This is a genomic window from Streptomyces sp. CT34, from assembly GCF_000805335.1.
In the GTDB taxonomy this organism is placed as follows: Bacteria; Actinomycetota; Actinomycetes; order Streptomycetales; family Streptomycetaceae; genus Streptomyces.
The window spans coordinates 388,694-401,171 of record NZ_KN708638.1 but is presented as its reverse complement, the minus strand read 5'-3'; the positions used below and the strand labels follow the sequence as shown (position 1 = coordinate 401,171).

Sequence of the window (12,478 nt, the reverse complement as noted above, 5' to 3'; positions counted from 1 at the left end):
GGCCCGCCCCCCGCCTCGACCTGGCTTCCGCCACGGTCCGCATACGGCTCGCGGTATCCGGTGGCGCCCTCGCCGTGGCCGGCTACGGAGGCTCCTGGCTGGCGCTGCGCCTCGTCCCCGGTGCTCTCGACGCCCTCACCGACGTGGCCGGACCGGACGCGGCGAGCACGTGGTGGTCCGATATCGCCGGTTACCCGACGTACGACACCCTGGCCTGGCTGCTGGTGGCTTCCCCGCACAGCGAGACCACCCTGTCCATCGTGGGCAACACCGGTGTGGCGACGGCCGTCCTGGCCACCTGCCTCATCGCCGTGGAAGCCGTCCCGCGCCTGCGCTCCCTGGCCTGGCCGGTCATCGCGGTCGGGTCGATGTCGCTGACGGCGTACGTCTTCCACATCGTCGGCATCTGGCTCATGGGCATCGACGAACTGCCTGGATCGCCGCTGCCCGTTCTGTTCGGCTTCATCGGAGCCGTCATGGCGTTCGCCACCGCCTGGTCGCGGTTCTTCCCCCGCGGACCGCTCGAAGGGCTGATGGCCAGGGCAACCGGTATCGCCCGGCACGTTCGGTAGATCTACGCGCAGCCCGGACCGGCGTCGGGACGGCCCGCCCGCGGGGTCTTCCGGCCCCAGCGCACAAGGTCCGACGCCAACATGCTCCGCAGGCGCCGTCGGCCTGCGGTGCAAAGCCCCGGGACGGACGGCTACGGCGTCCACACCAGTCCGCCCGCCCCGGGTACCCGTCCCGTACGAGACGAGAGGGAGAATCCAGTATGAACCCCGTCCAACAATCCAGCGGCCTCCGGCCCCGGACGCGCACCGCGGGCACGCCACCGGTGACGCGGGCCACGACCTGCTCCGGCATCGTCCCCTACCGCTGATGGCCTGTCATATCCCGTTCCGGACCATTACGGCCCTCGTCAGACGAGGATCTGTTGGTGACCTGAGCCTGGTCTCCAGCACCGCGGCGGCCGGCCGCACGGCCGTTCGGTATCTCCTCGTTCGGGTGAGGGTGCCGCTCGCGTCGGCACATGACGGGTAAGGGTGTCTCGCCCGGAGAGCACGGACAAGGGAGACCGACATGCCCGCAGGCCGGTGGACGGACGAACAGCTCGACGCGTTGCGGCACACGGGAGACCCGTTGGCTGACGCCGCGATCAGCGAGACCTACGCGCTGGGGCGGCAGGAGCAGGTGCGTCAGGCATTGCTCGGGTTCGGCCGCAACAGCGATGCCGTCCCCGACGGCCTGCCACCGCAGTTGCAGCGGTATTTCGAGGCGAGTGCCGTGCTCCCGGACTGGGCCGACGCGGCGTTGCTGGACCGCAGTCATGTGCTGCTGGGCCGCTACCAGTCGCAGATCGTCTCCACGCTGCTGTGCGGTTCGCTCCCGCTGTGCTACGGGTGTGGGAACGGGGCAGAGGTACTGGCGCGTTCGCAGCGGTTGACCTCGGGGGTGTACCGCCGGCTGATGGAGACCGCGCAGTTCGTCGTCGACGTACTGGACAAGGGCGGACTGGGTCCGGACGGCCGGGGGCTGCGCTCGGCGCAGAAGATCCGCCTGCTCCACGCCACCATGCGTTATCACGTCGGGCAGTTGGGCGACTGGGACGCCGATGGATGGGGCCTTCCGGTCAATCAGGAGGACCTTGCCGGAACGCTGATGAGTTTCTCGGTCGAGATTCCCCGAGGTCTGGCACGGCTGGGTGTCCAGCTGCTGCCCGAGGACCGGGACGCCCTCTTCCACACCTGGCGGGTGATCGGGCACGTTCTGGGCGTCCGGGAGGAAGTCAACCCGGCGGCCTTCGACGACGGTGCCGGGATGTTCGACGCCATTCTGGGGCGGCAGCAGCGCCCGTCCGAGGCCGGGGCCGCCCTGACCAAGGCCGTACTGGACTTCATCCGCGAGGTGCTGCCCGGACCGGCCTTCGCCGGCGTCGGTCCGACGCTGATCCGCCGCCTGATCGGTGACGAGGCCGCCGACCTCGTACGGGTTCCGGCAGCCGATGCCACCAGGGTGCTGTTCCAGGCACAGTCCGCGTTGAACCTGGGCTACAGCAAGGGAAGTGATGCGTTGCCGGGAGTGGCGGACGCGGCGGGCGAGCTGGGGACGGCGATGTTCAAGTCGGGCCTGCGGTTGACCAACAAGGGCCGGCGCCGCGACTGGCAGGTGCCGACCGGACTCACCGCCTCGACCTGACCGGGAGGGGAGGGCAGCAGGAGCCTGTCGGACGGGCCGGCGTGGGTGAACAGGAGTCTGTCGGACAGGCCGGCGTGGGTGAAGGAGTCCGGCACCCGGTGAGCCAGAGCGCAGCGGTTGCTGAGCGGCCGGGTGGGGCGGCGGCCGGCCGTCGGTGCCGGTCAGTAGACGTCGCGGACGTAGCGTTTGTCTGCGGACAGACGCTTGACGTAGGCGGTGGCCTCGTCGGTGTCCATGCCGCCGTGGGTGGCGGCGATGTCCTTGAGTGCCTGGTCGACGTCATGAGCCATGCGTCCGGCGTCGCCGCAGACGTAGAAGTGGGCGCCGTCCTGGAGCCACTGCCACAGGCGGGCACCCTTTTCGCGCATCCGGTCCTGGACGTAGATCTTGTTGCGCTGGTCGCGCGAGAAGGCGAGGTCGAGGCGGTCGAGGTGGCCGGATGCCTGGTACGACTCCAGGTCCTCGCGGTAGTAGAAGTCGGTGGCCTGGCGCTGTTCGCCGAAGAAGAGCCAGTTGGGGCCGGTGTGGCCGCGGGCCCGGCGGTCTTCGAGGAAGCCGACGAAGGGTGCCACGCCCGTGCCGGGGCCGACCATGATCATGGGGGTGGCGGGGTCGGCGGGCGGGCGGAAGTGCGGTGAGCGCTGTACGAAGACCCGTACCGGGCCGTCGTCCGCACAGTCGGCGAGGTAGGTCGAGCAGGTGCCCTTGCGGTCGCGGCCGAGGTCGTTGGTGTAGCGGACGACGGAGACCGTGAGCCGGACCTCGCTGGGGTGCGCGAGGGGGCTGGAGGAGATGGAGTACAGGCGGGGCTGGAGGCGCTTGAGTGTGGCGGTCCACTCCGCGGCGGAGGCGCGGACCGGGAACCCGGCGATGACGTCGGCGGCCTGGCGGCCCCAACTCCACTTCGCGAGCGCGTCCTTGTTGTCGGGCCGCAGAAGTCGCTTCAGGTCGTGGCTGCCGGTGCGGTCCGCCACGAATTTGAGCAGGCCGGGGGTGATGCGAGTGATGTCCAGACGGGTGCGCAGGGCGTCTTCGAAGGGGATGGGTGCGCCGTCGCCGAGCTCGACGGGTTCGTCGGGGTCCAGTCCGGTGAGGGCGAGCCATTCGGCGACGAGACCGGCGCCGTTGACCGGCCATACGCCGAGCGCGTCACCGGCGTCGTAGGCGAGTTGGCCGTCGCGGGTGTCGAGGGCGAACTGCCGTACCTCCTTCTGGGAACCGGGCAGGCTCAGCAGCCGGTTGCCGACGAGGAGGGTGGCGAACGGTGACGCCTTGGTGTAGCCGGCCGGTGGGGGAGACGGTGGCGGGGAGGCGCTGGTGGGTGTGGTCGCGACGGGTGCGGTGGTGGCGGGTTCGGGGTTGGTCGTCCCGGCTCCGGCCGCGCCTGTGGGTTGCCGGTCGTCGGGGGTGGCAAGGGCTGTGACCACCTGGCCGAGCCACTGCCCGGCGGTCTCCTCGAAGTCGGGCTCGCAGTCGGTGCGGGCGACCAGGCGGGTGGCCCCGAGTGCGTCGAACCGTTCGTCGAGCCGGCGGCCGTGGCCGCAGAAGTCGTCGTAGTTGGAGTCGCCGAAGGCTAGTACCGCGTACCGGATCCCCTCCAGCGGTCCGGTTTCCGGAGCGGACAGTGCCTGCCAGAAGTCGGCGCCGTTGTCCGGGGCGTCACCGTCGCCGAAGGTGCTGGTGACGATCAACAGGTCGGTGTCGGCGGTGAGTTGCGTGGGAGCGATGTCCGTCATGGGCAGCAGTTCGGGGGTGCGGCCGGACTCGGTGAGGTGTGCGGCTGCCGTGGCGGCGAACTCCTCGGCGTTGCCGGTCTGCGACGCCCACAGGATGACCAGGCGACGGGCAGGTGCCTTCGCGCCGGTTGCCGGTGCGGCGGTCTGTGTGGGCACGTGGGCGGGAGCGGTGGGAGCCGGCGCCGCAGTGCGGGAGAACATGCCGGCGAGGACGCCGTCGACCCACAGCGCCTGGTCGGGGGCGAAGGGCGCGTCGGGCGGGAGCACGGGGACACGACCGTCGGGCGGGGTCAGGGCGAGACCGGCGAGATAGCCCGAGAGGTAGCGGCGCTCCGGCTCGGCCAGTGGTGCGGGGGCGAGGTCGGTGATGCCGAACACTGTGGCGAGCGCCTGGACGGCGGAGTCCGAACGGGTGGATGCGCCGGCCGTGGCCGGTACGGGGTTCATGGGCTCTTCCCGGTCCGCGGCGTGTGCCGGGGCGGCCTCCGGCCGGCTGCTCGGGCGGGCCTCCGGGACAGGGGCGGCTGTCTTGGTGAGGGTGACGGCGCAGACCTTGAACTCGGGCTGGAAGGAGATCGGGTCGACGGCGTCATGGGTGACGGCGTTGATGCTGAGGTATTCGCCGAACAGGTCGTTCCAGTGGAAGGGGGCGAAGCACGTGCCGGGCCGGACCCGGTCGGTGACCATGGCGGGGAGTACGGCTCGTCCGCGGCGGGAGGCGATCTCCACGTGGTCGCCCTCCGCGATCCCCATGGCGTCGGCGTCCTCGGGATGGACTTCCACGAAAGGGCCGGGGTTGAGTCTGGTGAGTTTGGCGACCTTGCCGGTCTTGGTCATCGTGTGCCACTGATGTTGCAAGCGGCCGGTGTTGAGCACGAACGGGTAGTCGTCGTCGGGGAGTTCGGCCGGTGGCAGGTGCGGACGTGGGTAGAACCGCGCGCGTCCGCTCGCGGTCGGGAAGGCCAGGCGGGGGCGGCTGCCGTCCTCGCGTTCCCGCAGTGACTGGCTGACGCCGTCGTTGAGGTAGCGGATCGGGTTGCGGTCCGGGCCGTCGGCGGCCGGCGCCGGCCACTGGACGGGGGTCGTGCGCAGCCGCTCGTAGCTCACCCCGCGCAGATCCCATCCGGTTTGGGGATTCCACGCCTGCTTGAGTTCCTCGAACACCTCCTCCGCGGAGGCGTAGCCGAACGCGTCGGCGAAACCCATCTCGCAGGCCACCCGGGCGATCAACTGCCAGTCGGGCAGCGCCTGTCCGGGCGGGTCGACGACCCCTTGTACGAGGGTGAGGTTGCGCTCGGAGTTGACCATGATGCCGTCGGACTCCGCCCACAGCGTCGCCGGCAGGACGACGTCGGCGTACGCATTGGTCTCGGTATCGGCGAAGACGTCCTGTGTGATGACGAGTTCGGCCGCCTCCAGACCGGCGATGACGGTCTTGCGGTTGGCGACCGAGGCGACCGGGTTGGTGCAGATGATCCAGCACGCCTTGATGTCACCGGCGGCCAACTGCTCGAACATCTCAACGGTTCCGCGCCCGACGTCGGTACGCAGGGAGCCCTCGGGAATCCGCCACAGTCGCTCGACGAAGGCACGCTCGGCATCGACGAGCACGGAGCGCTGTCCGGGCAGCCCCGGCCCCATGTACCCCATCTCCCGGCCGCCCATGGCGTTGGGCTGGCCGGTCAACGAGAACGGACCGGACCCCGGGCGGCAGATGGCGCCGGTGGCGAGGTGCAGGTTGACCAGGGCGTTGGTGTTCCACGTGCCGTGGGTGGACTGGTTCAGTCCCATGGTCCAGCAGCTCATCCACTCCCCGGCCTCGCCGATCCACTGCGCGGCCTGCCGGATGTCGTCCTCGGCGAGGCCGGTGATCTCCGCGACCCGGTCGGGCGGGTAGTCCGCGAGGAAGGCGGGTATCTCCTCCCAGCCCTCGGTGAACTCGGCGATGAACTCCTCGTCGGTGTGGCCGTCGGCGACCAGCAGGTGCAACAGGCCGTTCAGCAGGGCGAGGTCGGTGCCGGGCCTGATCCGCAGGAAGAGATCGGCCTTGTCGGCGGTGGCGTTGCGGCGCGGGTCGACGACGATCAGTTTCGCGCCGGCCTTGACCCGGTCCATCATGCGCAGGAAGAGGATCGGGTGGCAGTCGGCCATGTTGGCGCCGATCACGAAGAACACATCCGCGCTGTCGAAGTCCTGGTACGAGCCAGGGGGGCCGTCCGCCCCCAGCGACAGCTTGTAACCGGACCCGGCGGAGGCCATGCACAGCCGTGAGTTGGACTCGATCTGGTTGGTGCGCACAAAGCCCTTGGCCAGCTTGTTCGCCAGGTACTGCGCCTCCAGGGACAGCTGCCCGGACACGTAGAAGGACAGCGCGTCCGGTCCGTGCGCGTCCAGGATCGCCCGCAGTCGCCCGGCGACCGACGCGATGGCCTCGTCCACATCCGTCTCGACCGTCTCGGCGCCACGCTCGCCACGCACCAGTGCCTTCTCGGCACGCCCGGGCGCGGCCATCAGGTCCGCGCTGGTCGCCCCCTTCGTGCACAGCCGGCCGAAGTTGGTGGGGTGCGCCTTGTCGCCGGACGCCTTCGCCGCGCGGCGGCGACCGTCAGCGGGGTCCCGCGCCACGTCCAGTACGATCCCGCAGCCCACCCCGCAGTACGAGCAGACCGTGCGGACACCGCCGTCCTTCGAGCCAGATGATGCCAACGAAACCCCACTCCGTGGTGCGTGTGCCGTTCCGAGCCGGGACCGCCTCACCGATGGCGGGCAGCCTCTGACCAGCACCGTAGAAAGATCGAATTTCCGGCCCGTCACACGCCAGGAGCACCGGGGGTTACACCTCACGCACAGGCCACGACGGCACTGTGTGAGGCGAGCGGGCCCGTGCGCCGCGGCGGCCCGCACCGGCGGCACGACCACGGACGACGCGAGGACGACCGCGCGCTGCCGCGGCCGGCGCTCCTCAGCAATCAGGCGAGCGGGTGCCACCGGAACACCGATGGCCCGGGCCGGCACCCGCTCGTCGGGCGCCGGAGCCGGCGCATCAGGCGAGGTCGAGGAGCTGTTCGTAGAACCCGCCGAAGTCCCGTTCCCGGTCGACAAGATGGAGTTCGAGGATCCAGTGGCAGGTACGGCCGGCGCGGTCCGTGCGGCGCAACGGGGTGTGGTTCTCCGGGGTGATGTAGGAATCGGCCTTGGCGCCGTCGTTCGTCTCGTGCGGGAACTCGCCGACCAGGTGCCCGGCGTGCCAGATGCCGACGGCCCAACCGGCCGCCGTGGCAAGGCGTTCGACCTCTGCGTACAGCTGACGGCCGGTGATGTCCGGGTGCGCGGCGAAGAAGGCACGGCCGGCATCGAAGATACGCGGCAGGTCCTGGCACAGACGGTGCTTGTGCGGGTCGTCGCCGAAGACGTACGTGCGGCCGAAGTCTGCCTCGTATTCTTCGAAGATCGGCCCGAAGTCGGCGAAGGCGATGTCGTCGGGCCCGATGACCCGGTCCGGCGGGTTGTCCCGGTACGGCCGGAGGGTGTTGGGCCCGGACCGGATGATCCGCTTGTGCCAGTGCTTGGTGGTCCCGAACATCTCGTTGGCCAGGTCGCGGATCAGGTCACTGACCTCGCGCTCACCGCGGCCAGGCGTCACCAACCCGCGCCTCTCCACCTCGGCGAACAGTGCGACGGCCTTCTCCTGGGCGGCAACCAGCCCTTCGACCCGCCGGGTCTCCTGCGCATCCGCTGTCTCGTCGGTCACGACGACTTCCCTCCCGTTGTGGCCGGCGTGCTGATGGGAACGGCGGAGCACGGTGCCGAAGAGCACGCCTGGCGTTGGTGGGAGGCCGCGGGTCGCGCCCCCCACTCGATCATCGTATCGCCGCGTCCACCGAGGCAGGGGACTCACGGCGCCCGACCTCGACGCCAAGCCCGGCCGCACAGCACACGCGATCAACACCGTTCCCGACCACGTTCTCGCCTTCGACGCGTGCGGCCCGCCGGCCCATCCGCCCCATCACAGGCGCCTGCTGGGCGAGGTGGGGGTGGCCGGATCGGATACCGACCACCCCCACCTCGTGAAATTCCGTCCCCACCTCGTGGAATTCCGTCGCCGATCAGTCGCGTGCGCCGCCTACACCACTCATGACGAGCACCAGCTTGCCCGCGGTTCGATTCGTCTCGCCGAACTCGTGCGCCTTCGCGGCCTGCGCCATCGGGAACGTCTCCGCGACCGTCGCTCGGAGCGCGCCCTCCTCCACGAGCGCGGCGATCGCCTTCATCCCGGCGTGATCGGCCTCGACGATCAGCAGTTCCGTACGCACCCCGAGCCGGTCTGCCGCTTCGGCCAGTCCCTGCGCCGGGTAGGGCAGGACGGAAACCAGTAGGCCACCACGGCCCAGCGTGCGCAGTGAACGCAGCTGGTACTCGCCGCCGATCGTGTCCAGAACGACGTCGACATCGTGGACGGCCTCGGCGAAGTCTGCCCGCTGGTAGTCGAGCACTTCGTCGGCACCGAGGCCGCGCACGAACTCGTGCTTGGCCGCGCTGGCCGTACCGATCACATACGCGCCGCGCGCCTTGGCGATCTGCACCGCGAGGTGGCCCACGCCGCCGGCCGCGGCGTGGATCAGCACACGGTCCCCGGCCCGTATGGCGGCGGTGTCGACAAGTGCCTGCCAGGCGGTCAGGGCAGCCAGTGGTAGCGCCCCCGCCTGGACGTGGTCGATCTGTGTGGGCTTGTGGGCGAAGGCGCGGGCGGGCCCGGTGACGTACTCGGCGTGGGAGCCCACACCGTGCGGATAGGGCAGCATCCCGAAGACCTCGTCACCCGGCTTGAACAGAGTGACTCCGCTTCCGACTGCCTCCACCACTCCGGAGACGTCCCAGCCCAGGATGAACGGCGGCTCGCCGAGGAGGATGCTGCGTTTCCGGTGCTTCCAGTCGGTGGGGTTGACTCCTGCCGCGTGGACTCTGATGAGCACCTCGCTCGGACCGGGTTCCGGGCGAGCCACCTCCACTTCCTTCAGTACCTCGGGCCCGCCGAGGACGTCCTGGCTGATCGCCCGCATCGTGTGCTGGGTGGTCGTGACGTGCTCTGTGGTGGTCTTTTGCGTGGTCTCTGCACTCATGCGGTCAGCATTGCCGCCGCGCGGCGGCATGGACAATGGCATGATGGTCACTATTCGATGGGATTCTGCCAACCAGGCAGCGGGACGACGGATGGGAAGGGCTGATCGTCATGGGCCGGACAACGCTGCCGGAATCGACGCACCGCATCGTCGTCCTCGCACTCGACGGGGTGTATCCGTTCGAACTCGGCATCCCCAACCGGATCTTCGGCAGTGTGCGCGGCCGCTACGAGCTGCTCACGTGCACCGTCGACGGCCGCCCGGTGTGCACTGACGCCGACTTCGGAATCGCCGTCGAGCACGGGCCCGAGGTGCTGCGCACTGCCGACACCGTCGTGATCCCGCCGTTCGACCTGGCTCTGGCCACCGGCGAACTCCCTGATCCCGTTTCCGACGCCCTCGCCGTGATCCGCCCCGGTACCCGGCTCATCTCCATCTGTACCGGTGCCTTCGTCCTCGCGGCAGCCGGACTGCTCGACGACCGCCCCGCCACCACGCACTGGGCGCTCGCCGAACGCTTCCGGCAGCTGTTCCCACGGGTTCGGCTTGACCCCGAGGTGCTCTTCATCGACGACGGCGACATCCTCACCTCGGCCGGCGCCGCGTCGGGCATCGATGTGTGCCTGCACGTCGTACGCACCGATCACGGAAGCCAGGTGGCCAACCATGTCGCCCGAGCGTGCGTGGTGCCGCCATGGCGGGAAGGCGGCCAGGCACAGTACATCGAACACCCCGTCCCCGATTCGAGCGCCACCACAACGGCCGCCACCCGGCAATGGGCGCTGGAGCACCTGCACCTGCCGCTGACCCTGACCGACCTCGCAGGCCAGGCACAGATGAGCGTACGGACCTTCGCACGACGCTTCCAGGACGAGGTCGGGACCAGCCCGGGACGGTGGCTCATCCAACAGCGCGTCTCCCGCGCACGCCAACTCCTCGAAACCAGCGACCTGTCCGTGGACCGCATCGCAGGCCAGGTCGGCTTCGCGACCGCCACCTCGCTCCGCCAGCACCTCCACGCCGCCATCGGGGTGGCCCCGCTCACCTACCGGCGCACCTTCCGCGCCACCCGCGTTCCGCAGTGAGGCATTTCCAGTACGGGGGCCGCGATACCTTCGCTGATCCGGGCTTTGAAGCCTCCCGTTGGAGCCGCCGCTCTACCGGGAAACCGACGTTTCCATAGCTGCACCATTCCGTCTTTCCGCTTTCCACTTTCCGCTTTCCACGTGGTTCGGCGACGCCGCCGCTTCCGCGCAGGCTGGGGAACGCGGATGGATCTGGAGTATCACCCCGTCCGGCCGCAAGCCCACGGTCACGCAGCGCGCGATGACCACGGCCGAGATCCGCCAGACCATTGCCGACTACGCCACCGCCGCCCGCAACGCCATCGCCGCAGGCTTCGACGGTGTCCAGATCCTCGCCAACTTCCTATACCTGCCGGCCCAGGAGGGCACCTCATGAAGCTCACCGGAAACACCATCCTGATCACCGGTGCCGGTGCCGGTGCCGGTGCCGATGCCGTGGCGACACCGTCATCATCGCCGGCCACCGACGCCACGTCCTGGACGAGGCCACAACGACCGCGCGGTGACCACCAACCTGCTCGGCACCCTCCGCACCACCTCGGCCTTCATCTGCGGCAGCAGTCCCATCGGCGGTGAGCGGTGGTCGAGCTGCCGGGCGGGCCCGGAACCACATTCCCGGGGGCAAAGGAGCGGTGTCCGGGGGTGTCTGCTGCTGGTGTCGGAGGATCGGCCGGCGCCACGGCTGCCCCGTCAGTGCAGCTGGCCGACCTGGTAGTCGCCGGCCGGCTGCTGGGTGATGACGTTCCCGCGGTTGAAGGCGTTGATGATGGCGATTTGGGCCACCAGCGCGGCGAGTTGGTCCTCGTCGTAGTGCTTGGCGGCGTTCGCCCAGACCTCGTCCGGGACGCCGCCGGCCGCGTCCGCGATGCGGGTACCCTGCTCCGCCAGCTCCAGCGCGGCGCGCTCCGCGTCGGTGAAGACCGTGGCCTCGCGCCAGGCAGCGACCAGGTTGAGGCGCACCGCGGTCTCCCCGGCCGCCGCGGCTTCCTTGGTGTGCATGTCGATGCATCCGGCACAGCCATTGATCTGACTGGCGCGGAGCATCACCAGCTCGCGCGTCGCGGTCGGCAGCGTCGAGTCCGCAAGCGCCTTGTGCGCCGCGATGATGTGCTTCATGGCCTTGGCCGCGGCCGGACTGGTCATGATGTTCAGCCGAGCTTCCATGGTGCGCTCCAATGTCGTTGTTGGTGGTTACACCGTCTTGGACGGAATAGCCCCGCAAGTTGTGACACGAACGAATGTGACCTACGTCTCCCCATCCTGCATCGCGGCAGGAACCACCCACGACGACGTTCAGGTCCGCCGGCGGGACGTCGCCACCGGCTCTGAGCGTCCCCGGTCACTCGCAGGTCACGATGCGGGCGGCGGGCGAGAAGCCGGATCCGTCGCCGACGTCAAATCGGCAATGAACCGGTTCCGACACCCTTCCTTCACCACATCTCCCCGGCCCTTTGCCGGTCGTTTTACCAGGTCAGGGGCACACTGATCGGAATGATGTTGCTGAACTGGACGATCCGGCAGCAATGTGACGAGACCGGTACTTTCACTATCGCAGTGGGTGACTTGTGGCTGAAGTGACTCTGTTCCTCCGGGAGTACGCGAGGACGCGTCAGGATGTGGGGGCGATCGCCCCGAGCAGCGCGCGGCTCAGCAGAGCCCTCACCCGGTATCTGGTCCCCAGCCCTGGGCGCCCCCGCGCGGTCCTTGAGGTAGGGCCCGGCACCGGAGCAGTGACCCGGCACATCGCCGACTCGCTCAGCCGGCTGGACACCCTGGACCTCATCGAGGCCAACCCGCGCTTCGCCGACCTGCTGCGACAGACATATGCCGGTGATCCCAGGCTCCGGATCCGAACGGGCCTGGTGCAGGAACACGAACTCGGTTCCTACGACACGATCGTGTGCGGCCTGCCCTTCGCCAACTTCGAGGCCCGGACGACGCAAGAGATCTTCGACCGGCTGCTCGGGGCGCTGCGACCCGGCGGCACGCTGTCGTTCTTCGGCTACGTGGGAGGCGAGACGCTCCGCAGGACGTTCGCCGACGCGGCAGAGCGAGAGCGCACCTTCGCCGGGCTGGGCGTACTGCGCCGCATCCTGCGCCGGCACACCTTCCGTACGGAGACGGTGCTGGGAAACCTGCCCCCGGCCCGGGTCCATCATCTGGTGCCGGTCAGCCCACCGGTTCACTTCGAGCAGGCACGGTCCTGCGACTGTGGCGTGGCGTCCTCCTGACTGATCCGGCGCAGCGCGGCCGGCAGGCATCGCCGCAGGATTCCGAGCTCGGGACCATCGTCTGTCTTCGCAGGTCGGCCCGGCGGTGGCCGTAACGCTACCGCCGGGCG

8 protein-coding genes and 1 pseudogene are annotated in these 12,478 nt (G+C 69.6%); 5 read left to right on the top strand and 4 right to left on the bottom strand.

Going from position 1 to position 12,478, the window contains the following annotated elements:
• Together RZ84_RS40400 and RZ84_RS01815 are read left to right on the top strand one after the other, a co-directional pair.
• On the top strand, positions 1-572 hold a 572-nt coding region (locus RZ84_RS40400; protein ID WP_241777507.1), incomplete at its 5' end, for a DUF418 domain-containing protein.
• Between the two features lie 508 nt (positions 573-1,080).
• Positions 1,081-2,196, top strand: a complete 1,116-nt coding sequence (locus RZ84_RS01815) for an oxygenase MpaB family protein (RefSeq protein ID WP_043262817.1) — start codon at positions 1,081-1,083, stop codon at positions 2,194-2,196.
• Between the two features lie 161 nt (positions 2,197-2,357).
• Here the strand turns inward: RZ84_RS01815 and RZ84_RS01810 are convergent, their stop codons facing one another.
• The 3 genes from RZ84_RS01810 to RZ84_RS01795 form a co-directional block, all read right to left on the bottom strand.
• The gene (locus RZ84_RS01810) at positions 2,358-6,638 is read right to left on the bottom strand and encodes a bifunctional nitrate reductase/sulfite reductase flavoprotein subunit alpha (RefSeq protein ID WP_043262816.1); all 4,281 of its coding nucleotides are present in this window, start codon (positions 6,636-6,638) and stop codon (positions 2,358-2,360) included.
• A gap of 337 nt (positions 6,639-6,975) precedes the next feature.
• Positions 6,976-7,683 (bottom strand): M24 family metallopeptidase, encoded by a 708-nt coding sequence (locus RZ84_RS01805; protein ID WP_043268851.1) that lies wholly within the window; start codon positions 7,681-7,683, stop codon positions 6,976-6,978.
• A gap of 355 nt (positions 7,684-8,038) precedes the next feature.
• Positions 8,039-9,052, bottom strand: coding sequence for an NADP-dependent oxidoreductase (locus RZ84_RS01795; RefSeq protein ID WP_052229693.1), 1,014 nt, complete (start codon positions 9,050-9,052; stop codon positions 8,039-8,041).
• 110 nt (positions 9,053-9,162) lie between these two features.
• Between RZ84_RS01795 and RZ84_RS01790 the strand changes: the two genes are divergently transcribed.
• On the top strand, positions 9,163-10,137 hold the full coding sequence (locus tag RZ84_RS01790; RefSeq protein WP_052229692.1) for a GlxA family transcriptional regulator: 975 nt from the start codon (positions 9,163-9,165) through the stop codon (positions 10,135-10,137).
• A gap of 202 nt (positions 10,138-10,339) precedes the next feature.
• Positions 10,340-10,498 (top strand): annotated as a pseudogene (locus RZ84_RS35965) (alkene reductase); the annotation flags it as partial.
• 329 nt (positions 10,499-10,827) lie between these two features.
• Here the strand turns inward: RZ84_RS35965 and RZ84_RS01785 are convergent.
• The gene (locus RZ84_RS01785; protein ID WP_043262814.1) at positions 10,828-11,301 is read right to left on the bottom strand and encodes a carboxymuconolactone decarboxylase family protein; all 474 of its coding nucleotides are present in this window, start codon (positions 11,299-11,301) and stop codon (positions 10,828-10,830) included.
• Between the two features lie 401 nt (positions 11,302-11,702).
• Between RZ84_RS01785 and RZ84_RS01780 the strand changes: the two genes are divergently transcribed.
• Positions 11,703-12,368 (top strand): class I SAM-dependent methyltransferase, encoded by a 666-nt coding sequence (locus RZ84_RS01780; RefSeq protein ID WP_347232721.1) that lies wholly within the window; start codon positions 11,703-11,705, stop codon positions 12,366-12,368.
• Positions 12,369-12,478: the final 110 nt, after the last annotated feature.

Coding starts and splice junctions, on each gene's coding strand:
- RZ84_RS01815 (WP_043262817.1), top strand. CDS start 1,081: ATGCCCGCAGGCCGGTGGACGGACGAACAGCTCGACGCGTTGCGGCAC.
- RZ84_RS01795 (WP_052229693.1), bottom strand. CDS start 9,052: ATGAGTGCAGAGACCACGCAAAAGACCACCACAGAGCACGTCACGACC.
- RZ84_RS01790 (WP_052229692.1), top strand. CDS start 9,163: ATGGGCCGGACAACGCTGCCGGAATCGACGCACCGCATCGTCGTCCTC.
- RZ84_RS01785 (WP_043262814.1), bottom strand. CDS start 11,301: ATGGAAGCTCGGCTGAACATCATGACCAGTCCGGCCGCGGCCAAGGCC.